Annotated in this window: 18 protein-coding genes; 12 read left to right on the forward strand and 6 right to left on the reverse strand. The window is 60.2% G+C overall.

Going from position 1 to position 23,669, the window contains the following annotated elements:
• Positions 1 to 41 precede the first annotated feature (41 nt).
• The 5 genes from tssL to ABIB06_RS02830 are packed head-to-tail and all read right to left on the reverse strand — an operon-like array spanning position 42 to position 6,780.
• A complete protein-coding gene (tssL, locus tag ABIB06_RS02810; protein WP_354043903.1) occupies positions 42 to 1,568 on the reverse strand; it encodes a type VI secretion system protein TssL, long form in 1,527 nt (508 codons plus the stop codon).
• On the reverse strand, positions 1,565 to 2,902 hold the full coding sequence (tssK, locus tag ABIB06_RS02815) for a type VI secretion system baseplate subunit TssK (RefSeq protein ID WP_247448080.1): 1,338 nt from the start codon (positions 2,900 to 2,902) through the stop codon (positions 1,565 to 1,567). The genes tssL and tssK overlap by 4 nt, the downstream gene beginning before the upstream one ends.
• Before the next feature lie 48 nt (positions 2,903 to 2,950).
• Positions 2,951 to 4,330: a type VI secretion system-associated FHA domain protein TagH gene (tagH, locus tag ABIB06_RS02820; RefSeq protein WP_354043909.1), complete on the reverse strand. Its 1,380-nt coding sequence runs from the start codon at positions 4,328 to 4,330 to the stop codon at positions 2,951 to 2,953.
• A 12-nt stretch (positions 4,331 to 4,342) separates the two neighbouring features.
• Complete coding sequence (locus ABIB06_RS02825) at positions 4,343 to 4,906, reverse strand: DUF6931 family protein (protein ID WP_247340882.1); 564 nt, start codon at positions 4,904 to 4,906, stop codon at positions 4,343 to 4,345.
• 5 nt (positions 4,907 to 4,911) lie between these two features.
• Entirely contained in the window at positions 4,912 to 6,780 is a 1,869-nt protein-coding gene (locus ABIB06_RS02830) for a type VI secretion system Vgr family protein (RefSeq protein ID WP_354043915.1), read from the reverse strand.
• A 347-nt stretch (positions 6,781 to 7,127) separates the two neighbouring features.
• On the opposite strand from ABIB06_RS02830, the gene ABIB06_RS02835 reads away from it, so the two are divergent.
• The 9 genes from ABIB06_RS02835 (at position 7,128) to ABIB06_RS02875 (ending at position 19,208) form a co-directional block, all read left to right on the forward strand.
• Complete coding sequence (locus tag ABIB06_RS02835) at positions 7,128 to 8,441, forward strand: type VI secretion system protein TssA (RefSeq protein ID WP_354044572.1); 1,314 nt, start codon at positions 7,128 to 7,130, stop codon at positions 8,439 to 8,441.
• A gap of 127 nt (positions 8,442 to 8,568) precedes the next feature.
• Positions 8,569 to 9,096, forward strand: coding sequence for a type VI secretion system contractile sheath small subunit (gene tssB / locus ABIB06_RS02840; RefSeq protein WP_354043919.1), 528 nt, complete (start codon positions 8,569 to 8,571; stop codon positions 9,094 to 9,096).
• Between the two features lie 16 nt (positions 9,097 to 9,112).
• Positions 9,113 to 10,615 carry a type VI secretion system contractile sheath large subunit gene (tssC, locus tag ABIB06_RS02845; protein ID WP_247340885.1) on the forward strand — a complete coding sequence of 501 codons (1,503 nt, stop codon included), beginning with the start codon at positions 9,113 to 9,115 and terminating at the stop codon, positions 10,613 to 10,615.
• A 50-nt stretch (positions 10,616 to 10,665) separates the two neighbouring features.
• Complete coding sequence (locus ABIB06_RS02850; RefSeq protein WP_247340886.1) at positions 10,666 to 11,151, forward strand: Hcp family type VI secretion system effector; 486 nt, start codon at positions 10,666 to 10,668, stop codon at positions 11,149 to 11,151.
• Positions 11,152 to 11,333: 182 nt separating this feature from the next.
• Positions 11,334 to 11,882 carry a type VI secretion system baseplate subunit TssE gene (tssE, locus tag ABIB06_RS02855; RefSeq protein WP_247448075.1) on the forward strand — a complete coding sequence of 183 codons (549 nt, stop codon included), beginning with the start codon at positions 11,334 to 11,336 and terminating at the stop codon, positions 11,880 to 11,882.
• A 1-nt stretch (position 11,883) separates the two neighbouring features.
• On the forward strand, positions 11,884 to 13,851 hold the full coding sequence (gene tssF / locus ABIB06_RS02860) for a type VI secretion system baseplate subunit TssF (protein WP_354043927.1): 1,968 nt from the start codon (positions 11,884 to 11,886) through the stop codon (positions 13,849 to 13,851).
• Positions 13,815 to 14,879, forward strand: a complete 1,065-nt coding sequence (gene tssG, locus ABIB06_RS02865; RefSeq protein ID WP_354043930.1) for a type VI secretion system baseplate subunit TssG — start codon at positions 13,815 to 13,817, stop codon at positions 14,877 to 14,879. Before tssF ends, tssG begins: the two co-directional genes overlap by 37 nt.
• A gap of 97 nt (positions 14,880 to 14,976) precedes the next feature.
• Positions 14,977 to 17,616 (forward strand): type VI secretion system ATPase TssH, encoded by a 2,640-nt coding sequence (gene tssH / locus ABIB06_RS02870; protein ID WP_354043932.1) that lies wholly within the window; start codon positions 14,977 to 14,979, stop codon positions 17,614 to 17,616.
• Between the two features lie 5 nt (positions 17,617 to 17,621).
• Positions 17,622 to 19,208: a class I SAM-dependent methyltransferase gene (locus ABIB06_RS02875; RefSeq protein WP_354043936.1), complete on the forward strand. Its 1,587-nt coding sequence runs from the start codon at positions 17,622 to 17,624 to the stop codon at positions 19,206 to 19,208.
• 88 nt (positions 19,209 to 19,296) lie between these two features.
• On the opposite strand, the gene ABIB06_RS02880 is transcribed toward ABIB06_RS02875, so the two are convergent.
• On the reverse strand, positions 19,297 to 19,872 hold the full coding sequence (locus tag ABIB06_RS02880; RefSeq protein ID WP_247340895.1) for a hypothetical protein: 576 nt from the start codon (positions 19,870 to 19,872) through the stop codon (positions 19,297 to 19,299).
• A 244-nt stretch (positions 19,873 to 20,116) separates the two neighbouring features.
• Here ABIB06_RS02880 and ABIB06_RS02885 point away from each other — a divergent pair, with 244 nt between their 5' ends.
• From ABIB06_RS02885 to ABIB06_RS02895, 3 genes are all read left to right on the forward strand, one after another.
• Positions 20,117 to 20,995, forward strand: coding sequence for a hypothetical protein (locus ABIB06_RS02885; protein WP_247340898.1), 879 nt, complete (start codon positions 20,117 to 20,119; stop codon positions 20,993 to 20,995).
• Positions 20,996 to 21,207: 212 nt separating this feature from the next.
• Positions 21,208 to 22,206 carry a hypothetical protein gene (locus tag ABIB06_RS02890; RefSeq protein WP_354043944.1) on the forward strand — a complete coding sequence of 333 codons (999 nt, stop codon included), beginning with the start codon at positions 21,208 to 21,210 and terminating at the stop codon, positions 22,204 to 22,206.
• A gap of 414 nt (positions 22,207 to 22,620) precedes the next feature.
• Positions 22,621 to 23,361: a hypothetical protein gene (locus tag ABIB06_RS02895; RefSeq protein ID WP_354043947.1), complete on the forward strand. Its 741-nt coding sequence runs from the start codon at positions 22,621 to 22,623 to the stop codon at positions 23,359 to 23,361.
• Positions 23,362 to 23,669: the final 308 nt, after the last annotated feature.

Consider the following 23,669-nt stretch of genomic DNA (forward strand, 5'->3'; position numbering starts at 1 on the left):
AACCGTACCCGTCGCAAACCACCTGATCCGGCGGTGTGTGCCTATTCGCTGCGTTCGATAAAGATCTCGACGCGCCGGTTCTTGGCGCGTCCCTCGGGCGTTGTGTTGCTGGCGATTGGCGCATCTGCTCCTTTGCCCTCGACGTCGACGCGCGAACCATCGGTCAAACCAGGTTTCAGTGCCGCGGCAACCGCCTTGGCGCGCTCGACTGACAACTCGAAATTGGTCGGGAAGCGGACTGTGCGGATCGGCGAACTGTCAGTATGGCCGACGACCCGGATCCGTCCCGGCTCCTTGTCGAGGGTTGCTGCGACGCGGAGTGCGATCGGCTTGAAGCCATCGAGGATGGTCGCCTGGCCCGACGCAAACAAGGCTAGGTCGCAGACCCTGATCACGATGAAGCTGGGGGTCTGGTCCGCCGTCATGGCACAGGCGGTGTTCTCCTTCGCGAGCGCATTGCGGATGCGTTGCAACTGGGTAATGCGATCCGGCGGCGGCGGAGGCGGCGGCGGTGGGGGTGGTGCAACGACCTGACGCTTGAGCTCGATCGGGCCGGCCGGATGGAGCGCGAGCGCCACCTCGGCAGCATTCTCTGCCCGCCCAGCGAGGAGCGTCCGCAGAACGAAATAGGACCCGGTCAGCAGCGCGGCAACGACGGCTGCCACGAGCCAGACCGGAACACGCAGACGCTGCCGGCGTCCCGCCAGCGCCTGCCCGCGCCAGTTGGGCGACAGGTCGCTCATCGTTTTCGGTCGGACCCGGCGCAGCAATTCATAGAGGTTGCGCTGGATCAGTTGCAGGTTCGCAAGTCCGCCCCCTGACGACCGGTGGATGCCCTGAAAACCAAGCGCAAGGCAGGTGTGCTGAAGTTCGAGGACCGGATAGTTGACCAGTGGATCAACCTTCAAATGGTCGAGGATCTCAAAGAAACGGACGCCGCCGACACGCTCGCCGAAGAACCGGCTCAGCATCGAATATTGCGTCCAGACGTGACGCTCTTCGGTTGGGATGTGCTGCACGATATCGTCGGCAGTGGCACACAGGATGTATTTCGCTGTGTTGGTCTGGTGCTCGGAAATGCCCGCTGAACGGATGTCCTTCTCAAAGAATTTGATCGCGTCTGCGACCTGCTCCATCAGGCTGGCGAATGACGCTCGCATGAGCGCCACCCGCAATCGACCGAGCAGTTGCAGCAACGGGCCCGCAGCGCGCATCACCGGATTGGCATTTGGCGCGACCAGATCGTCAACGCGCAACGGCGGCCCTGGCGGCAACATGGGTTGCGGCACGTGGCCTTGCGCGGGTGTCGAGATCCATTCCTCGGCTGGATGGCTGGCCGGCGCGGAGGCGTAGTTCGAGCCCTGTGGAACGGGCGAAAAGGATGATGGTGGCGCTGGCGCGCCGGGAGAGGGTACGGGTGATGGCGAATAGGCCGGGCGTGCTGCAGGCCCCTCGCCCGGCGGAGGCTGAGAGGTCGGCGCCGGCGGCAACTTCCCGCCGGGATTGGGACGGATGATCGTCCGTTCGCCCCGACCGAAAGGATTGACCGGCTTGTCCTTGTCGCTCATGGCCTGTCTTCCAGGATAGCCCAAAGATACAGCTCAAGCTCGGGCCAGTCGCCGGAAAAGTGCATTCCGATCGACGCAGCCGTACTGAACTCGGGCCACAGCGGCGACTTGCGGTCGAGATAGAAATAGACGTGATCCGTGATGGCCCGGATATGCGGCGGCGGCGTCGGCAAATGCGCCAGCGTCAGGCCCGGCAGGTTTGCGTGCACGATCTCGTTCATCTTGGTGTTCGGCCCGACCTTGAACAGGTGCGGGAAATCGTTCTGGATCTCCACAAGCGGCCGCCGTGCGGCAACCTCCAGCACCAGGGTCGCATTTCGGAATAGCGCTCGATCGCGGATCGGCGATACGAACGCATTCTGTGCGCGCTCGATGATCTCCAGGCGGATCGCCCGCCGGCCCAGCCGCGCGCTCAAGAAGTCCTGGATGTCGCTGACCAAGGGTGTGAAAACGTTCTCGATATCGTCGTGATTGTACGCCGGATAGTTGCGCGCCCGCCGTTCCGCCGTGGAAAACGTCGCAAGTTCACCCGCGAACCTCAGCAATTCCTCGTACAGGCGCTCGGGGTGCACGCTGCCGGAGCGCTGGAAATGAGTCAGCACGGGAATGGTACGGTTCAGCACTTGCAGGACCAGATAGTCGACACTCTGCAACCCACCACCGGATGACGGATCGACCGCATAACGCGCCAGCTCGTCGAGTTTAGTCTCAACCCAGCCGATGATGCGGTTGAGCCAGCCATCGATGATTGGATGCGCGGCGCAGACCAGCATCGGCGGCACGAACTTGTCGTCGAACAGGATGTTCTTGTCGCGCACCTCGAGAATGCGCGCGATGCCGAGGCCCATGTATCCGGGCTTGCTCGTCTTGCGCAGTTCGAACGACAAGCGCGGATAAGCGATGTCGATCTCTTCCTCGATGCGTAGCGCCGAGGTCGAGTCAATGAAGGTTTCCGAAGTACGGACATAGCGACTGGCGCTGTCGGTGCGGTCCTCGTCGACCTCGCGGGTGTTTGGCGCCGCGACCGGCATCATCAGCCAGACGATCTGGCCTGCGGCCGTCTCCGGCACATCGATCGATTCGGGTATTGGGCTGTCCGCAGGGATATCGAAGGGCGTACCGTCCGGCATGACGCCGGACGCATTGCGCACCGCGAATTTGCTCTGTTCGGTAAGATCCTTATCGATCTCTAGCTGGGCAAAGCCCCAGGGGTATGGTGTCGTGTAGCGAACGCGCTTTTCCAGCAAGTGTTCGATGTAGCGGTCGTTCTGCTGCAGATGATGCGGCCGCAGAAACAGACCTTCCGACCAGAAAACCTTGCTGTACCAAGACATTCCTACATCCACTTAGAAATTGTCGGCAACCGCGTGGTTGCCGAAAGTTTACTTTGAACCGGGCTTGTCACCGCGGTCGTAATAGTCCGAGAAAAGCAACATAAAAGTTTCGATCGGCGCGCTGTTGTCGCGGCCAAGATGCGCCTTCCAGCGCGTCAAGAACTCGTCCCAGAGTTTGCCCTTGTTCGTGCCGAGCCAGGAGCTTGCGCCACGCTGAAGCTCGAGCTCGCGCGCCATCAGCGTCGGATCTATGCCCGCAATCAGCTCATGGACGGCGTGCTGCATCGCCATATAGGTCCTCAATTGATGTGACTTGAGATCACTGAAGCCCTGTGCAAAGGCGCGCTGTGCGTCGAGATAGCTGCGCGTCGGCGGCCCAAAGAGGATGCGCATCGCTTCTTCCGAGGTCGGCGAGAATTTCAGCGGATTATTTTCGAGCGCTTGGACGGTGGTCTGGCTGGTGCTACGGGTCAGCTGCTTGGCTTGGGTTCGCGCCTGCAGCAGCGCCATCAGATTGTCCACGGTCATACGCAAGATGATGCCAAGCTGTTCGGCGAGTTCGGCATCGGACTTGCTGGCAAAGAAGTTGTCCGGCAATCCTGCAGCGCGCGCCACCAGTCGCGCAAAGTCGGTACCACCGACTGGCTTGGCCGTGACAGGGCCCTCGTCTGCTGCTTGCGCCGGGCGCGGCGTCTCAACCTGCGGGTGCGATGGCGATGCTAGCGGCTGGGCGGCGGCTGATTCATCATCGATCCACACCGACGGCCGGCGTGGAGTCGGAATGGCTGGCGGGCGCTCGACTTGCGGTTTCGGCGCGGTGACTGGACCGGCTGCCCAGTTCATGTCGTCGTCCTGCACGGACGGTTGGTACGGAGACATCGGCGATGACCGTCGAAATGGGTCCACACCCGGCGCCGGGACGCTCGCCGCCCAATCCAGGAACCCCGGATTGACGGGCCGCGGAGCCTCGCGTGGCTTCTTCAACAGTTGCGGATCGATCGGCGGCGGAACGTCACGATCGGCCGTCCAAAGCTCTCCGTAATCCGCATGCTGCTGGCCCGAGGGTTCGTGCAGTTGCGCCTCATGGTGTGGGGTGCGCCCGCCAGCCTCAGCCTCCAGCGAAACTCCGATGATGTAGTGGCCGATCGTGAGCCGATCGCCGTCGCGCAAGCGGTGCGGCCCGCGTATGCGCTGGTCGGCACCATTGAGAAAGGTGCCGTTGGTCGAGACGTCGTGCAGCCAATAGCCACCGTCGCGAAAGTGCACCTCGCAATGCTTTCCGGAAATCGTCCGCGCCGGATCCGGCAGCGTCCAGTCGAGGTGACGGTCCCGGCCAATATCGACCGAACGCCTGCCGGTGACCGTAAACGACACAGGTCCGCCGTCCGGAAGATTCGGTTCGTTCTCGATATTAAAGCGCAGCACCATCACATCGTCTCGTTAGCGCGGAGGGCGCGGTTCGCCGCGTGCCAATTGAATACCATCCTCCAGGCATGACGTCATTATCTGGTCCCGGGAGTCACGGGGGAGCCGGCAGAGGCCAATCAGCAGTGCTGTACGCACCGCCCGTGCGGCCTGATCTGGCTTGGCTTCCACAGGCGCAAATTCCGGGGGAACCACGCTTCCGCCGGACCAGCCGGCCGCCAGCGCCAGCCACGTTGCTGGCTGCTCGGGATCGTTGGCATTGCCGACAGCCAGCGCCTTGTTCCGGGACTGCTCGTCCGGTTGCCGGACCCAGGTCTCCACAATATTGAGCGACCTGCTATCGCTGGCATCGAAATGGTCGAACATCCGTCGCAGAGAGCGACATCCCCAGCCAATTGCCACGCGCCTTGGAAGCAGGTAGGCACAGTAAGACACGGCGGGGTGCCAATTGCACGCGTCGGCGGCCTCCTGAAGGAAATCCAGCGAAGGCTTGTCAGCGTCGGCTCTGCCGACATCATAGCGCGCCAAGGGATAGGCCTGAAACAGATCCTGTACCGTGCCGAATCTAACCTGCCCCATGATCGTCAACCGACAAGAGTTGGAGTGCCGTGAGCGACCAGCGGACCGCCTGCAGCAAGCGCCATGCCGGCCTGCGCTGTCATGGCGATCGTCGGCGCGTTGATGACGATACCCGCCGGGGTCAGGATAATCTGGCTCGGACCAACCTGCAGGGTGATATTGGCGTTGGCCATGAGCGTGATGCTGATGCCCGCATTGACGGACTGGTCCATGGCCAGCGTGATGTGCTGACCGCCCAATTCGATATCGAGTTTGTCATTGCCTTTCTTGAGCGTGGTCTTGCGGGTGTCGCCGCCGAATGCAGCTTCGCCGATGGTCCGTGTCTCGGTGTCGCGGACCGTCACGTCATGGTCCTTCTCGGCATGCACCGTGATCTTCTCGGATCCCTTCTTGTCCTCGAAATTCCACTCGTTGAAGCCGCCGCCGCCTTTGGTGGAGTCGGACTTCAATCCCGCAATCGTCTTCTTCGACGGCAGATCGTAGGGCAGCTTGTATTCGTCGTTGTACACGGTGCCGATCACCAGGGGCCGGTCCGGATCCCCTTCCAGGAATTCGACAACGACTTCCTGCCCGACGCGTGGGATGATCTGACCGCCCCAGCGCTTGCCAGACCAAACCTGGGCGACACGCAACCGGCACGACCGCTTCTTCTTGCGATCCCAGAAAAAGCGGACGTAGATTTCGCCGAGCGACTCGACGTCGATTTCCTCGCTCGAATTGTCGTCTTTGGTCACCACCTTGGCGGTCTGGATGCCATTGATCCTTGGCTTCGGGGTCAGCATCGGCGCTCGAAACGGCCGATCGCTCGGCAGAAACTCGTAGCTGCCGAAATAAACGTGTTGCCCGGCGTCGCTCGGACCGCCGGTGCGATAAGATTCGATCGAGAACGAGTGCGTGGCTCGCACCACGAGATATTCCACGTTCTGCGAATCCTTGGAGTGCTTTTCAAGCTTCGTTAGCCCACCGGGGAACAGGTTGACGGCGTCGCCATTGCCGCGGCGCCTCCGGTCCATTGCCTGCTCGGCCTGAAGCTGGATTTTCGCGTAGCGCTCGCCGTCGGACTTTTCCTTGAACTTCCCTGGATAGTCGTAAAACTCCATCTCCGACCGAGAGTAGTGCTCGGAGCCCTTGGCGTCGCTGATCATCTGCGCGTTGGGCTTCTGATAGTTGTAGTCGTTGAGCTCGATCTTGCCGGTCCGAAACCGGCGCTCCGAGACCCATTCGTAGATATGCTGCTCCCCTCGACGATCGGCCCCCGTCAATGGGATATAGGGAATCGTAGCAAGACCGTTGATCGGGCTATGCGACGATTTGGAGTCCGCCAACACCAGCGTATGTTTGCCGCCCTCGTGCTTGAAGAAGTAGTAGATGCCGTGCTGTTCCATCAGCCGGCACACGAAATTCAGGTCAGTCTCGCGGTACTGAACGCAATATTCGAGCTTCGGACAGGACCCCTCTTCGGTCAGTTTGGATTCATAATCGGTGAAACCGCGTTCGTTGAAGACCTCCTTGATGATGTCGGGCGCTTTCTTGTCCTGAAAGATCCGACAATCGGTGGTCCGCGACAACAGCCAAAACCAAGGCCTCAGCACGATCCGGTAGCTGAAATAGTCGTTGTTTACCCCGAGCCACTGGGCCTCCGTCAGAATGCCACTGAACTCGCGCTCCTTTTCATGCAGCTTTATCGTCAGCGTACATTGCTGACCAATGGCTCGGTCGAAGTCGAGGTCGGCATCCTCACTGAGACACTCGATGCGATACTCGAACAGTTCACTGAGACCTTCCGAGCCTTCGAATCCGGCAAAAACCAGAACGTCTTTGCCAAGAGGCGTCTTGAGTTCGCAGAGGCGGGTATCCTGAGTAAGCTGGCCCATGTGGGCTTAAACTCCCTCCTTCGATCGAATGACCCGCTGCAAAGAGCTGATCAGACGTTATGCAAGAACCGCGGAAATCCTGCCTGCCACTGGCAGTGCCGGCAAGTCCGCCCCGGGGCTGGGCCTCCTGACGTTTCACGACAGCCGTCCAAAGAACCACCCTGGCCATCAAGTAGTCGGCTCCAAGAGCTTGCCGGTTCACGCGAAAATGGCATCTTCGGAAATGAACCAAGATCAGCAGGCATCTGACCCATAGGTATAGAATCGGATCATACGCCCCCGCGAGATCCCCTAGTCGTCACGGGCTCGGCAGCGGGGCCGTGACCGAGCAGATGGACGATCCTCGCATGCTTGATGTCGCCTCCCTGACGCTGCCCATTACCGCTGACGATCCCTGCGGGCCGGATCTCGACGCCATCGGAGACGTCCAATATCTGAACTTCTTCGCAGGTGCGGAATCCCTGCTGCCAATGTCGTTCTTCGAGGTCGTCAATGCCAATGGGGAGCGTGGACGCTTCGATCCAAAGGCAGTCGATTTTGCCGGCCAATTTGCCGCCGCACAGCCCCTTCTGGCGCGTACCCGCGATCTGCGCCTAAACCTGCTGCTGGCCAAGTTTTCAATCCTCAACCGCGACCTCGACGGCTTTCTTTACTGCCTGAGGGCGACCAACTTGCTGCTGCGCGAGCAGTGGGAAGCGGTGCATCCGAAGGGCGAGGACGGCGACTACGCGCTTCGGGCCGTCACGGTCGAAGCAATCGACGTGTTTCCGACCGTGATCAACCCGCTCCAGTTCCTTCCCCTGATTGAGAACCGCAGACACGGCAACCTCAACTACCGTGCTTATCAAATCGCCCAGGGCGAAATTCCCGCCGGTGACGCCGACGCCGACGGGCTCGATCTCGCGACCATCGAGCGCATCGTCAGCGAGACCGATCTCGACACTCTCAAGGCAACAAGCGCGCGGTGCTCCGCGGTCGCTGCTGAAATCGCAGGCATCAAGGCGACCTGGCGTGAGAAGATGAACTCGGGGCAACCTATCAGCCTCGACAGGCTCTCCGGTTTGGTTAACGGCATGGCTGCCTGGCTTGCGAGTCTTGTCGCGTTGCGTGATCCCGCGGCGATTACCGCAACTGCGGAAGATGCCGGTTCCGTCGATATACAGGTGCCGCTGGACACCACCGGGATGTTGGCTTCATCTGCACAGGCGTCCGCAGCGCTCGGCGCAGCGGCCGCCTATTTTGCCCGAATGGAACCATCCAACCCGGCGCTGTTGCTGGTACGTCAAGCGCAGGAGATGGTCGGCAAATCATTTATTGAAGTGATGCGGATGCTGGTGCCGTCCCACGTGGAGAGCGCTGCGATCAACATCGGGCGGGACAAGGTCTTCGAGCTGCCGATCGAACGGATGGCGGAGCTCGCGATCTCGCTCTCATCGACGACCGATGAGAGCGCCCAAGATATTGTTTTTTCGGTGGAAAACAGAGCGCAGGCCTTGGGTCTGCTGACGAAGGTGGCGTCGTTTTTCCGAACCGCGGAGCCGTCCAGCCCGATCCCCTTTTTGGTCGATCGCGCGCGCGACCTTGCACAACGAGATTTCCTCAGCCTTTTGAATGATGTTTTACCTGAGGGAGCGCTTAAAACAATCGACAGATCGCGTTGAACCGAGCTTTCGGTCGAGGGCACTAATTGGACACAAGCATGTTTGCCGACCGCAGCAACTTGAAGCGCCCTAGTCAATCTGCGTCGCGCAAATTCGATGTTTAAAGCGATTTCGTAGTGAGGGAACCATGGCTACAGACAGCGGTCAAAAATTCATTCGACGAAACCGCGCACCGCGCGTGCACATCACATACGAAGATCCTTATGACGCCGAGCGACTTATAGAACTGCCGTTCGTCATGGGCGTCCTCTCCGACCTTTCCGGCAATAACCCTGGCGTCGAGAAGACGAAGGTCGAGGAGCGTAAATTCCTCGAGTTCGACATGGACAATTTCGACAGCCGCATGGCCGCAATCCAGCCCGGCGTGACGGCGCGCGTCGCCAATCGCCTCAGCGATGGATCCGACGAAAAGATCTCGGTCAACCTGCACTTCAACAAGATGGCAGACTTCACTCCGGTGGCAGTCGCCCGCCAGGTGCCGGCCACCGCCAAACTGCTCGAGGCGCGCGAACAACTCGCCAACCTGCTGCGCTACATGGATGGCAAGGTGGCTGCCGAGGACCAGCTAAAAAAACTTCTCGCCGATCCTCAACTGATGGCAGCGCTGCGGGAACGCGCGACAAGCCAGTCGACCGAACCTGGCACCGAGAGCTAAGGAAGGAATGGGGACCATGGCAAAAGAAGCTGTTCACAAAGAGAGCACTACCCAGGTCAAAACCGTCGAAGCTGATGAGTTTGCCAGCTTGCTGAAGCAAAGCTTCAAACCGCGCACTGAACGTGCTGCAACCGAAGTCGAAAACGCCGTATCCACGCTCGTTCAAGAGGCGTTGAAGGATACGAGCGTCATCAAGTCGGACGTCCTCGATACCATCGAGGAGATGATCGCGCGGATCGACCAGAAACTGACCGCGCAAATGAACGAGATTCTTCATACACCTGAGTTCCAGGCAATCGAAAGTGCGTGGCGCGGCCTCCACTACCTCGTCTTCAATTCCGAGACCGACGCCAACCTGAAGATCCGGGTGATGAACGTCTCCAAGAACGAGCTGTATCGGAATCTGCGACTTTATCCCGATGCACGCTGGGACCAGAGCCCCCTTTTCAAGCAGATCTATGAGTATGAATTCGGCCAGCTGGGTGGCGAGCCTTTCGGCTGCCTGATCGGCGATTATTATTTCAGTCACCTCCCTACCGATGTACAACTGCTCCGCGATCTCAGCAAGATCGCCGGCGCCGCACACGCCCCCTTCTTCAGCGGCGCCGAGCCGACGCTGATGGGAATGGACTCTTGGACCGAGCTGTCCAACCCTCGCGACATCGGCAAGGTGTTCGACACGCCGGAATATGCCGCATGGAAGGGACTGCGCGATCAGGACGACTCGCGCTATCTCGGCCTGTGCATGCCGCGCGCGCTCGGCCGCCTCCCCTACGGCGCGAAATCGGAGCCCGTGGAAGAGTTCGCCTTCGAAGAGGAGACGGACGGACACACCGGCGACAAATACGGCTGGATCAACGCCGCCTACGCAATGGCGGTCAACATCAACCGCGCCTTCAAGGAGTTTGGCTGGTGCACGCGCATCCGCGGTGTGCAGTCCGGCGGCGAAGTTATCAACCTGCCGACGCACACATTCCCGACCGATGACGGCGGCGTCGACCTGAAATGCCCGACCGAAATCGCAATCAGTGATCGCCGCGAGCACGAACTTGCAAAGGCGGGCCTCATCCCGCTGATCCATCGCAAGAACACCGACAAGGCTGCCTTCATCGGCGCCCAGTCACTCTACAAGCCGAAGAAGTACTTCGGCGAAAAGGGCGTGGATGCCACCGCGTCCGACAACCTGTCGTCACGACTACCTTACATGTTCGCAGTGTCCCGCTTTGCGCACTATCTGAAGTGCATGGTTCGCGACAAGATCGGATCCATGAAGGAGAAGGATGAGCTGACGATCTGGCTGCAAACCTGGATCAACGAATACGTTGATGCCAACCCAGCCCTCTCGTCAGAAGCTCAGAAAGCGCGCAAGCCACTGGCCGCTGCGAAGGTTGAAGTCATCGCAAACGAGGAGAATCCGGGATATTACAACGCGCGCTTCTTTCTTCGTCCACACTTTCAGTTGGAGGCGATGGACGTCGGCCTCAGCCTGGTTTCACGCCTACCCGGCCCCGGTTCCTGACGCCGCAACATCGCAACCGTAACCACGCAGAAATTTGAGAGGACTATGCTATGGCTGTCGACATCTTCTTGAAACTCGACCCGATCAAGGGCGAGTCGCTGGACGACAAGCACAAGGACGAAATCGATATTTTGAGCTGGTCTTTCGGCGAGAGCCAGTCAGGCACTTTCCACAGCGGTTCGGGCGGCGGCGCCGGCAAGGTCAGCATCCAGGATCTGCACTTCACGCACTTCGTCGACAAGGCCACGCCGGAGCTTTTCAAAGTCTGTGCGAACGGCAAGCACATTGATACGGCGATTCTCACGGTCCGCAAGGCGGGTGAAAATCCGCTGGAGTATCTCAAGATCGAGATGAAGCACATTCTGGTCTCGAGTGTATCGACGGGCGGATCGCACGGCGAAGATCGCCTCACCGAAAACGTGAGTCTGAATTTCGCGAAGGTCAAGATGACGTACAAGACCCAGACGGAAAAAGGCGGCGCTGGAGCGGCGCCGGTGTTTGGCTGGGACGTTCCCGCCAACAAGGAATGGGCCTGATTGTCGGCTTCTGCTTGGCGCCGGTTGCGATTAGCGCGAACCGGCGCCGCACGGTGCGATTGCGGTTGACGTCTCGGCGGGAGCGGTCGCGAGCCCGACCGCCTGCCGAGGCGACATCATCATGGAGACCAGCTGATGCTCCGCGAAAGGGCATAGCGAGCCTGGCGTCTTGGGGACGGTAAATGACCATTACTCCAAAGAGGGATCGTCTCTCTCCCCCGCTAATGCTGGCCTTTCGCTTGGCTCATGAAGCTCGCGATGCGCGCAAGAAGCTCAATTTGCGCGATGAATTCGGTGAACGGGTCATTGCCGGGCGGCGTAGCGCAGGCCGCTTTCCGATCTCGGAAACGCTGTTGCGGCGGGAGGTCTCTCATGACCTTGAAACACTTCTCAATACCATTGCTCTGGAATCGACCCTGGATCTGAGCGACCGGGATTGCGTCCGGACATCGATCCTGAACTACGGCTTCCCCGATATCGCCCACCGCTCGATCGACGAGGTTACGGACGACGAACTCACCGACGCGTTGCGCGAGACGCTAGCGACCTACGAGCCCAGACTGGATCGCAAGACGATCCGGGTTCGTCGCGACGGCTCGGTCGGTCCTGAGCAGCTGAAGCTGCGCTTCATCGTTCACGCCGACCTCAAAGCTGAGCCGCTCAACGTCCCCGTGGAATTTGTCGCCGACGTCGACCTCGACAGCGGCGACATCCAGATCAATCGACTTTAGCATGAATCGCGAATTCCTCGATTTCTACAATCGTGAACTGTCATTGCTGTACGAGCAGGCGGGAGATTTCGCCGAAGAATATCCAGGTATCGCAGAGCGCCTCGGCGGCCTGATCCGGGACCGCTCGGACCCGATGATCACGGGACTGCTGGAAGGCGCTGCGTTTCTTGCCGCCCGCGTTCAGCTCAAGCTCAAGCACGAGTTCCCGGAATTCACTGCAAACCTGCTCGAGCAACTGGTACCGAACTATCTTGCGCCGACACCTTCGGCCATGCTGGTCACCGCACGGCCACCCTATGCCGACCCGGCACTGCGCGACGGCAGGAAGATCGCGCGCGGCGCCTATTTCGACGCGACCTATCGCGAGAGAGAACGAAGTCTTTCCTGCCGGTTTCGACTTTGCCGCGACATCGTGCTCTGGCCATTTGACGTCACAAGCGCCGAGTATTTCTCGACGGCGGGCGCTCTGCAGGCGCTTGGTATCCCGGTCGGCAGTGATGTCATCGCGGGGCTGAGGCTATCGTTGACCCATCGTAGTGCGGCCCGGCTCGACGAGGAGCCGCCGGACGCAGAGGCCCGGACCAAGCCGGAAACCTGGTTCGCAGGCTGCCGCGTGAGCGAGCTTCCGATCTACCTGTCCGGTGCGGAATCCGACGCCATCGCGCTTTACGAGCAATTGATCTCGAATTGCAGGGGGGTCTACTTCCGGCATCTCGACGACTTCGGCGATCCGGTGGTGACTCGTGCCCCCCATGACAGCGTGCAGCAAATTGGCTTCGACGAGAACGAGTCTCTGTTTGCTAACGACAACCGGATCTTTCGTGGCTCGGAGCTGCTGCGTGAATATTTCATGTTTCCACGCAAGTTCCTCGGCATTAACCTCACCGGACTTCGCAGCGTGATGTCACGGCTGCGCAGCAAATCGATCGATATTGTCTTCGCATTCGATGAACATAATTCACGGTTGGCCGCCTCGGTGCGCCCCGAGACGTTCAGGCTCTATACCGCGCCGGCGATCAATCTGTTCGAGAAGACGAGTGATCGCATTCCGGTCAAGTCGAATACGCACGAGTACCATGTGGTGCCAGATCGCAGCCGCTATCTGGAATACGAACCGCACCAGGTGCTCGAAGTCTACGCGCACCTTCCGGCAGAGAAGGATAAGCGGCCCGTGCGCCCGCTATATTCGGCCGCCGTCGACCGGACCAGCGGGTCGGTCGACGGGCTTTATTTTACCGTCCGCCGCTTACCTCGGCGCCGCACAGTGGAAGAAAAGACATACGGTTCTTCCTCCGACTACACCGGGACGGACATGTTCCTGTCACTGCTCGAGCCCGGTGAATTGAGCGGCAAAGGCTCTGTCGCCGAACTGAGCGTTCGGGCTCTCTGCTCCAATCGCCATCTCACGGAGCACTTGCCGGTCGGCCAGGGCGGCGCCGATTTTCGCCTGCTGGACGACACATCCCTTGATCTGATGTGCGTCGCCGGTCCCACGCCGCCGCGCGAGCCGGTGGTAGCCCAATTGCGCAGCCGCAGCGAAATCGCCAACAGCGGGATTGTCAGCTGGCGGCTGATCAACATGCTCAGCCTCAACTATCTTGGCCTCGTCGAACGCGGTGGCGGCAAGAACGCCGCAGCGCTGCGCGAGATGCTGTCCTTGTTCGCCGACCAGTTCGACGACGCCACGGAGCGCAAGATTCGCGGCGTACGCAGCATAGAAAGCCGTCCTGTGGTGCGGAGGGTGCGCGAGCGCACCGGCAGCGGTGCAGCACGGGGCCTGGAGATTACCGTCACGCTCGACGAGAAAGCATTTGAGGGCAGCGGCGTATTTTTGCTCGGGGCGGTGCTGGAACGCTTTTTCGCCGACTATTCCGGCTTCAACACCTTCACCCAGACGGTCATCTCGACGCCGGAGCGCGGCGAGATCATGCGATGGCCGCCGCGCATGGGCACGCGGAGACCGCTATGACGCTGATCGACCAGATGAAGGCCGAGCCCTGGCGTTTCGATTTCTTCCATACGTTACGCCAGTTCGAGCGCGTCAACCCGGATCGACCGCGGATCGGTGACAGTGCCGCGCGCCGCGACGAATATATCGAACTCGGCCAAGTGCCTTATCTGGAGTTCCCCGCCTCGAACCTCGCGGCAGTGGACGACCAGAGTGGCAGGCTCAGGATACTCGTCAAATTTCTCGGCCTTTTGGGCCCGCAGGGCGCCCTGCCCATTGCCACCACCGATGAAAGTCTCAGCTGGTGGCTGATGCGGGATGACGCCTTCCCGCGCTTTCTTGACCTCCTCAACGGACGCTTCCTGCAACTCTTCTTTCGTGCCTGGGCCGATGCGCGCCCGATCGCGCAGCATGACCGCCCCGCGGAGGATCGCTTCATCGCCTATGTCGGCTCCTTCGCCGGCTTGGGCTCCGCTGTTTTCGCCGATCGCGATACGGTACCTGACATGGCGAAGCTCAGCTTCGCTGGACTGGTCGCGCCCAGGGCGAAGTGTGCATCACGGTTGACTCGGTTCCTGCAAGGACTGTTCGAGGTCAAAGTCGAGATCGACGAATTCGTCGGCACCTGGCTCTCATTCGACCCAAGTCACTGCAGCCGGCTCGGCGGAACGCATGCGAGGCTCGGTCAGGACGCCCTTCTGGGTTCGCGCGTGTTCAGCGTCGAGGACAAGATCAGAGTTCGGGTCTTTGTCAGAACATTTGCTCAGTACGAACAATTCCTGCCGACCGAAACACCCAGCCTGTCGGAGCCACTGGCCGACGCCGTTTTCTTCTATATCGGCGACGAATTGGAATGGGAGGTCGAGCTCGCCATTCCTGCGGGAGAGGTTGTACCGGTCAGGCTCGGACAAAGTGGTCGACTTGGATGGACCTCCTGGGTCTCACCGAACTGGGCCTCCACGGAAGAATATCGCCGCGATGCCCGCTTTCAGCTCGGCGAGCGATTGAGAGCCCGCCGGAGCGCCGCAGCCAATGCCGCGGCGATTTGAACCTATCCATCGCGCTGATCGCCTAATGCTATGGAATTTGAAGCAATTTCCGCGTGATGGCAAGCATCCGCGGAGGAATTGAGCAGGAGGAGCCGCCGTGACCGACATCAGCATTGAAGCTGTAACGGGCAAGCTGAACCGGGCCGGCTATGATGCCTTCATACAGGCCCTGCGCCACGCAAAGAGCGCCGGCAATCGCAACGTCGAGCTTGCGCACTGGCTGTTTCATATTCTGCAGCAGGAGCGCAACGATCTCAGCCTCTCGGTCGATCACTACAAGCTCGACCGCGCGCGCTTATTGTCAGACCTTGCCGGCGTGATCAGCGGCTTTTCTAAGAACGAGACCGACATGCCGGGCGTCGCGAATTCGGTCATCGATCTGCTCGATCGCGGCTGGCACTATGCCACGCTCTTCTTTGGCGAGACCCAGATCCGCACCGGTCATCTGCTCGTTGCAGGCCTGAAATCGAACGATATTCGTCGCGCGCTGAACAACCTCTCGCGGGAATTTGCCAAGGTCAACGTCGACGCACTGGCGGCGGAACGCCGCGCTGTCTGGACCGGCTCCGACGAGGAGACCATGCGGCCGATGGACGGTTCGGGCCTGGTTGGCGCCGGCACGGAAGGCGCGGCCCAAGCGGGTCCGAAGGGCACGACGCCGCTCGACCGGTTCTCCCAGGACCTCACCGCCAAGGCCAAATCGGGCGAAATGGATCCGATCCTTGGCCGGGACGAAGAAATCCGCCAACTGATCGACGTGTTGATGCGTCGGCGGCAGAACAATCCAATTCTCACCGGCGAGGCTGGCGTCGGCAAGACCGCAGTTGTCGAAGGCTTCGCGCAGCGCATTGCCGCGGGCGACGTGCCGCCACCGCTACGCAATGTAAGGCTCTGCGCACTCGACATCGGCCTGATGCAAGCCGGCGCCTCCATGAAGGGCGAGTTCGAGCAGCGTTTGCGGTCGGTGATTGACGAGGTCCAGAGCTCACCTACCCCCATCATCATGTTCATCGATGAGGCCCACACACTGATCGGCGCCGGCGGCGCGGCCGGCACCGGCGATGCGGCCAATCTCCTGAAACCTCCCCTCGCTCGTGGCACGCTGCGCACAATCGCCGCCACTACATGGGCGGAATATCGCCAGTACATCGAGAAGGATCCCGCGCTCACCCGGCGCTTCCAGCCAATCCAGATCGACGAACCTGATGTGGAGACCTGCTGCATCATGCTGCGCGGACTTCTCGGTCCGATGGAAAAGCACCACGGTGTTCGCATTTCGGATGCTGCGATCGTCGCAGCGGTCAACCTGTCCCACCGCTACATTCCTTCGCGGCAGTTGCCGGACAAGGCGGTCAGCCTGCTTGACACCGCCTCGGCACGCGTGGCCATCAGCCAGAGCGCGACGCCGGCCCTGATCGAGGATGCACGCGTTGCGATTGCCGCTCGTGAAGCTGAGAGATCAGCACTCGTCAGCGACAGCGACCTTGGGGTAGATGACAACGAGCGCATTGTCGCGATCGCCAACGACATCGCCGCACTGAAAGACAAGCTGACGAACCTCGATGCCGATTGGGCGGTCGAGCAGGAGCTCTTCAAGGACATCCGCAGCATTCGTGAAATCCTGTCCGGGCCCAAAGAAGGCGAAGATCCGACTGTTAGGCGCGCGGAGCTGCGCGGCAAGTTCGACACACTTGAGACCATCAATCCGGAAAAGCGGATGGTCTATGCCCATGTAGATCAGCAGTCGGTGGCGTCCGTTGTCTCTGATTGGACCGGCATCCCGGTCGGCCGGATGATGCGCGACGAGATCGAAACCGTGCTGAAGCTACCGGAGATCCTCAACCGCCGCGTCGTCGGCCAGTCCCATGGGCTGACGATGATCGCCAAGCGAATTGAGACCAGCCGCGCCAAGCTGGACAACCCGTCGAAACCGATCGGCGTGTTCATGCTGGCTGGCCCGTCCGGTGTGGGCAAGACCGAAACCGCCCTGGCGCTTGCCGAGACTCTTTATGGCGGCGAGCAAAACATGATTACGATCAACATGTCAGAGTTCCAGGAAGCGCACACCGTCTCGACCTTGAAAGGCGCACCTCCCGGCTATGTCGGCTATGGCGAAGGTGGGCGCCTCACCGAGGCCGTCCGGCGCAAGCCCTATAGCGTCATTCTGCTCGACGAGGTGGAGAAAGCTCATCCCGACGTCCATGAAATCTTCTTTCAGGTATTCGACAAAGGAACCATGGAGGACGGCAATGGGCGGCGGATCGACTTCAAGAACACTTTGATCATCCTTACCACAAACGTCGGCACCGATCTGATCATGGGCCTATCACGCGATCCAAAGTATCGCGACGAGCCGGAAGAGCTCGCCAGGATGTTAAGGCCGGAGTTGCTGAAGGTGTTCCCAGCGGCGCTGCTCGGACGCATCGTCTCGATACCGTACTTCCCGCTGTCGGACGAGATGCTGTCCGGGATCGTGCGTTTGCAACTCGACCGCATCGGACGGCGCCTTCGCGACAATCATAACGCGACCTTCGGTTATGACGACGCGGTCGTCGAGCACATTGTGTCGCGTTGCAACGACCCGGACTCCGGTGGGCGAATGATTGACAACATCATCACCAACACCCTGCTCCCCGAGCTGTCGCGCGAATTCCTCAGCAAGTCGCTCGCCAAGGAAGAGGTGAAGGAAGCACGCGTCTCGATCGAGAACGACAAGTTCGCATATTCGTGGAATTGAGCACGATGAACATTCAAGCCGAGCATCGTCACCCGAACATCGGTCCAACGCCATACGACGAGGTCTACTACCCGGGCCATGTTTATGGGCTTACTCATCCCAACCATCTTGCTACCATGGCCGCCGTTTACGGCATGCAGCCGGCGCCGGTCGAGCGTTGCCGGGTGCTGGAGCTTGGCTGCGGCGTCGGCGGCAACCTGTTGCCGATGGCCTTTCAATACCCGGACAGCGAATTCGTCGGTGTCGACCTGAGCGGCGTGACGATCGAGCGCGGCCAGCAAAATGTCGCTACATTGGGCCTGGAGAACATCAAGCTTCTCCACTGCGACATCATGAATGTCGATGCAAGCTTCGGACGGTTCGACTACATCATCGCGCACGGCGTTTATTCCTGGGTGCCACCGGCAGTGCGCGAGAAGATGATGATGGTCTTCAAGCAGAACCTGGCTCCGCGCGGGGTCTGCTACGTCAGCTACAACGCGCACCCATTCTCGCATCTTCGCGACATGGTCCGCGACATGATGCGGTATCACACCCGCCGCCTCACCGGCATGGAGGAGAAGGTAGGGCAGGCCCGCGCGATCCTGAAGTTCCTGAGCGACGGCTCCAAGGCCGACTCGGTGCACGGCGCGGTTATGCGCGACCAGTACAACCGCGTCCTCAAGTCGCCCGACGAGCTTTTATTTCACGACGATCTCGATGATGGCGCCGAGGCCTTCCTGCTGCATGAGGTCGCCGAAGACGCAAGCCGCCATGGCCTGCAATACCTGGGCGACGCTGATTTTTCACGACGCTATCTTGCCGGCTATTCCGAGGAGGTTCGCGCAGCGCTGCAGCGCTTCCCGGAAAGCGAGTTCATGGCGCGCGATCAATATCAGGACTTCATCGACGGCAACGGCTTTCGGCGCACCTTACTCTGCCACGACAGCATTTCGCTATCTCGCCAGATCGACCTCGATTTCGTTACCCGGTTCCATTTGCTGAGCACGACCAACCCGGTCCATTCCGACTCCTGCGTGACAGACGATTCCGCGATGGAATTCGAGAACCAGGACGGCAGCAGGATCACGCTAATCAATCCGCTCTTGAAGGCCGCGTATCTATATCTCGGCCGAGCTTGGCCGCGGGCATTATCATTCGACGAGCTGCTCGATGGCGCCCGCGCGCTGCTGGGCAACCGGCAGGCATATGATGACCAAAAGGTGTTGACTGAGGCGATGTTCATCCTGGCTTGCAGCGGCGAGGTTTCGTTCCTGCTGTCGCGTCCCTTTTTGTTGAAGGAAGCTACGGAGCATCCGCAGGCGAGCCTGCTCGCGCGAAGACAAGCGCAAACAGGTCCGCTGGTCACCAACCTCCTCCACCAAACAGTGCAGTTGGAGGACGACCGGACCAGGGATTTCCTGCAATTGCTCGACGGTGCGCGGACCATCGACCAGATCACGGCCGAAATGACAGAAAAATTCGGCCCTACCATCCGGATAGGCCAGAAGGATGGAGCCGGGCAACCAGCCGAGCCGTTACTGCTGTCAATGCGAGAAAGCGTTCAACGCTCGCTTGCGATGGTCGGCAAGCTGGGCCTGCTGGTCGCGTGACGCGCTCAAGTGCACGGCTCCGTTGGCGATGAACGGCAGGAGTTGGAAGCTCCTGCCGTTTCCTGAAACGGATGCGGTCCCCGGCACTCTAGCCGTCGTGGGTATATTGCTGGCCGAGGAGCCATCCCGTGAGAATACCGCCGGGGCCGCTGGTATAGACCGGATCAAAGCCAACACCTGCGCGCAGCATCTTCCATTCATGCTCCCCGACCCAGGGAATCCCGGGATCGCCCTTCTGATACTGGGACAGCAGTGTTCGGGCGACTTCTGCGGCATTGGCGTAGATCGGCCCGTTGGCCCAGCGAGGGCGGGGCAGGCCAGTCATGCGGCAATAGAGCGCCGTGCAGACATAGGCAGACGCCTCTTCCGCATTGGCATCAAGGCCGGTACGCAACAGATCGTATGCCGCGTGCAGGCTCTCGTGGACGATATAGGCCGCGTCCAGCCGGCCGGTCGCCGACACGACCTCAAGCGTATTAGCCGCAACCGCTGTGCCGTCGGCTCGGGTTCGCGCGACATCGTTATATTGCGCAGCAACACCCGCTGCGAGATCGGTCGGAACCGCGACTGTGACCTGCCCCAACCGGATCGCCCGGGCAACGTGATGAAACGTTTGCGGCGCAATCGTCACGTGGCTGCCGCGGATCGGAAACCGGAAGCGCATGCGTGCGACCGCCGGGCCATTGAGTACGTCTAATACCCTGCTCCGCAGTGACATTGATCGTCCTCACTGTTCACACTACCCCACGGATGGTGGTCGCCGTTTCCGATCGGCAGGTTCAAACACTGCGCTGGCGCGACATGACTTCGCATGACCTGGGCCGGGCGCCAGCTTCATCGAATGCAACGGCATTGAACCCGAACCCGTTCGGGCGAGACTAATCTGAGATTGCCGCGGAAGGCGCCCCATGACGACGACCGATCCGACGACGACCGACACTTACCGGAAGATCGCGGCACGGCTGACCATGTTTCGGCCGCAGATCGATTTGACAAAGTATTTTGCGGGGCCCAACCCGGATGTGCGGCTCTACGACGAAAAGCCCTACATCCGACACCAACTCGAGAAGTATGGTGTCGCGGCTGCGACGAACACACTCGATGGCGTCACCTTCCTGCCGAAGCACTGGCGAGATCTGACCAAGACGCTGCGTATCGCCAAGACGCCGGAAGGATTCGACGCCTTCGCCGAAGGCCAAAGTGCCGAGAAGCCATCGCACTGGGCTCTTGACCTGTCGATGGCCGCCACAATCGGCAAGGGATTTCGGGAGATCTGGCGTCCAAAGCTCTCCGACAGGCCACTCTCAACGCGCGATCTTCCGGGGCGGCACGGTTTCGGGCTTGGACGCGATCGCGGACAGTGGGGCGACGCCTACAGCTCGCAATTCGGCAAGGACCCGCAGCCACAAGACATCACCTCGCTACATTTCGCGGTGGCACCCGATCGGGTAAACGTTCACATCGACGAGACGGGCTTCGCGTTCGAGGGTGTAGGCGGTGCACTGACGGTGGGCCCAAACTTTTTGCATCACGCCGGCAATGAACTGTTCTGGAAGAGCAACAAGCATATACCGCAATGGGCGGCAGAGCATATCGACCTGATTCTGCCGAACAGCGCGAACGACTTTTCGCGCCTGGGCATTTCGGTCGACATGTACCAGCGCAAGGATTTGCGTGTCACGGTCACCGGCTCCTGCGGAATTTTCGGCGGTTTCGAGTGCTCGGGAACCGTGAGCATCAGCGGAACGCATGATCTGCTCGGTTCGAGCTCGAAGGGCCGGCGCTAAAGCGGATATTGTTCGTTCGACATTGCTCCTTGTCTACGCCTTCATGCTACGAATGAAGCTCCTCGATTTGCCACTGCCAGTTCGCGCATCGAATGAATGGAACCATCGAACCGACTCGAGGTAGTGGCGACCAATAGATATTGGTTGCGAGAACGCGTAGTTCCGCAGGAATCAGCAGGGGAGGCTTTGCATTGCCGAACCAGGAAAGGCCCTTGAAGCCTGTCGTCGAAAGCTATGTACCGCCAGCAGGAATCCGGCATGCCGTGACGGCGGGCGAGACTTGGATATCCCTCGCCAAGCGGATCGGCATCGACCCCTGGGACCTCATCGAGTTCAACTTTCCGGGCATCAAGCTCGTCAAACAGCGCGATTTCCAACAAGCCACACGACAGGTGAACTGGTACCTGGCCGAGTATGTAGGGTGCCGCACGATGTCGCCCGACCGCCAGAATTTTGCGTTCTCTTCCGGTACGACCGGCGGGAAAGGTGGGTGGCGAGGGGGATTCATCTATCTGCCGCCAGGTACGCCGCCTCCCCCGCCGATTGCGCCCACTCCACCGGTTGCGCCCACCCCAGCGGCTCCGACCCCGCCGGCATGTGAAGGAAGCCGACCGGACTTCGCGCGCGTGCTGGACGTCAGCGAGCGGAATTTCGCGCGCAACGTCTTTGGCCCGACGCTGCCGCCGTGGGAGACAATTGCGATTACCAATGGCCTGGGAGCAGGCGGAAGACCGTGGACGAACGATGGGCCGTTCTTTAGGGGAAGCAATCCCATGGTGCCAAGCATGCGGTATGCCATCAATCTTGGCAATGTCGCGTTCAGTAACATGGCATCGCCTAACCCCACCTTCGGCCTCTTGTGCGACGACTTCGGTCGCATCTGCGACCTCTTCGTGCACGAAATGACCCACGTGTGGCAGGCGTTCAACGATTCAAACTGGACGATGGCGCGCTCCTTCTGGGCGCAGACAGTCGGTGCCGGCTACGAGTACACGCCGGGCGATTCCTGGGACTCATACAACGTCGAGCAACAGGCACACATCGTTGAAGATTGGCACAAGTACAAGATCAGTGATCCGATGCTTGCGGAGGAACGCTATCCGTACGTCCGGCTCGTGATCCGCTCTGGACGCCTCACTTTTCCTCGCGGGCTGGATCTGGTGGCGTTGAAAAAGGATCTTCAAGATCTGCGCGCAAGGCACCTGGACTAGAAATCTCGGTCACTTCTTGCACCACAAACGAAACATGCCCGGGAGTGGACACCATAGCCGAAGTGATATTTTTCTTTCCAGTGGCATGGAAAGCTTGTCCTTGGACAAGCAACTCGTCACCAACTTCAACGCATGGTGAGAGCACTCGTTCTCGGCATCCCTTCAGCACGTTGAGGCTGCGGTCAGCGCCGGCACTTCGTTGAATTCCGAACGCCTGTTTAAGAGCCTGCGCTATCTGCGACAATGTCGGCTTGGACCGCAATGTCGGACGCCTGCGCTGCGGTTGAAAGCCAGAACCGGGCTTGCCGCATCGCCAAAAACTGCGCTGGCACCGCGTGAGGTTCCGCCTACGAAATTGAACCGTCATCAATCGAGCGGGGACTAACCTTTCAGCGCGGCTGGGTCTGACCGCAAGTGAGAAAAGGCCGCGAAACCGCAACAGCCGAATACCTCATATGGAACGTCTCCATGTCCGACACCCATACACGCGACCCCTCGTGGAAAACCGATCTGATCTGGCATTATTTCCACGCCGTCAGTACGGCGGCCAATGTGCCCACCTATCGCAAGTTCTACAGCAACCAAGACCCGAGCGACGAATTGGACAACCGCCATCGTGTCTATGAAATGCTGGTGGATGAGCCGCTGCACACCCATCCCACGCTGTCGACGACCTCGACGGACGAGTCGATGGAAAATTACAAGAAGAGCAAGCTGCCATGGAACCAGAACAATGGCGGCTTCCTCAAAGCGGTGAACAATGAATATTGGTGCGGTTCGATCCTCAAGATCGTGTTCGTCCGCTATATGGGCTGGAAAATGGCCGAACCGACGGCGCGCGACCAAGTGAGCGTGGGAAGGGATCCCAGCAAAGCGGTGGATTGGACAATCAAGAATCTCGAAAACAAGATGCCGGTACGGGCGTCCCTCGGCGGCGCCCATTATGTCGGCATCGTCGGCCACCGCACTACGGGGGCCGACAACAAGGTCACCGAGTTTCTGTGCCTCGACCCATGGGCCTATGGCATCGACGGCGGCAATCAGGCCATGAAATATGCCGGTACGTCGACCGCCTTTCTCGGGATCAGCAAACGCGACGGCGCGACATGGACCTATAGCAACAAGGCCGTCGCCTTCGTCGAACGGCCATCCTAGGAAATTATGGCAGCGAGTTGCCATCATGCTCGCTCGGCGCCGAGCTGTTTTAGTCGTCTACGAAATAGGATGTTTCTGAAAAATCGCGCTGATCCAGCGGTAGCGTATCGCCAAAGATCTTGTCCGCGAAGCCCGCGAAAAACCGGTAAGCGCGCGCCGCAAAATGCATCTGGCCGTGCGTCTCCCGGATGATCTCCTTGGTCGGAGTTCTCCATGATACGCCATGCGCTCAGTCTACGCGTCGAGCAGGTCGGCGCACGCCCCTCTGGAGCCTGCTCTAACCGATCGGAATAGCTGGCGAGAGCGCT

The organism is Bradyrhizobium sp. LB8.2, assembly GCF_040548035.1.
Taxonomy (GTDB): Bacteria; Pseudomonadota; Alphaproteobacteria; order Rhizobiales; family Xanthobacteraceae; genus Bradyrhizobium.

What these genes read in the sequence shown, in the direction of transcription:
- tssL (WP_354043903.1), bottom strand. Translation starts at nt 1,568, where the DNA reads ATGAGCGACAAGGACAAGCCGGTCAATCCTTTCGGTCGGGGCGAACGG.
- tssK (WP_247448080.1), bottom strand. Translation starts at nt 2,902, where the DNA reads ATGTCTTGGTACAGCAAGGTTTTCTGGTCGGAAGGTCTGTTTCTGCGG.
- tagH (WP_354043909.1), bottom strand. Translation starts at nt 4,330, where the DNA reads ATGGTGCTGCGCTTTAATATCGAGAACGAACCGAATCTTCCGGACGGC.
- ABIB06_RS02825 (WP_247340882.1), bottom strand. Translation starts at nt 4,906, where the DNA reads ATGGGGCAGGTTAGATTCGGCACGGTACAGGATCTGTTTCAGGCCTAT.
- ABIB06_RS02830 (WP_354043915.1), bottom strand. Translation starts at nt 6,780, where the DNA reads ATGGGCCAGCTTACTCAGGATACCCGCCTCTGCGAACTCAAGACGCCT.
- ABIB06_RS02835 (WP_354044572.1), top strand. Translation starts at nt 7,128, where the DNA reads ATGCTTGATGTCGCCTCCCTGACGCTGCCCATTACCGCTGACGATCCC.
- tssB (WP_354043919.1), top strand. Translation starts at nt 8,569, where the DNA reads ATGGCTACAGACAGCGGTCAAAAATTCATTCGACGAAACCGCGCACCG.
- tssC (WP_247340885.1), top strand. Translation starts at nt 9,113, where the DNA reads ATGGCAAAAGAAGCTGTTCACAAAGAGAGCACTACCCAGGTCAAAACC.
- ABIB06_RS02850 (WP_247340886.1), top strand. Translation starts at nt 10,666, where the DNA reads ATGGCTGTCGACATCTTCTTGAAACTCGACCCGATCAAGGGCGAGTCG.
- tssE (WP_247448075.1), top strand. Translation starts at nt 11,334, where the DNA reads ATGACCATTACTCCAAAGAGGGATCGTCTCTCTCCCCCGCTAATGCTG.
- tssF (WP_354043927.1), top strand. Translation starts at nt 11,884, where the DNA reads ATGAATCGCGAATTCCTCGATTTCTACAATCGTGAACTGTCATTGCTG.
- tssG (WP_354043930.1), top strand. Translation starts at nt 13,815, where the DNA reads ATGGCCGCCGCGCATGGGCACGCGGAGACCGCTATGACGCTGATCGAC.
- ABIB06_RS02875 (WP_354043936.1), top strand. Translation starts at nt 17,622, where the DNA reads ATGAACATTCAAGCCGAGCATCGTCACCCGAACATCGGTCCAACGCCA.
- ABIB06_RS02880 (WP_247340895.1), bottom strand. Translation starts at nt 19,872, where the DNA reads ATGCGCTTCCGGTTTCCGATCCGCGGCAGCCACGTGACGATTGCGCCG.
- ABIB06_RS02885 (WP_247340898.1), top strand. Translation starts at nt 20,117, where the DNA reads ATGACGACGACCGATCCGACGACGACCGACACTTACCGGAAGATCGCG.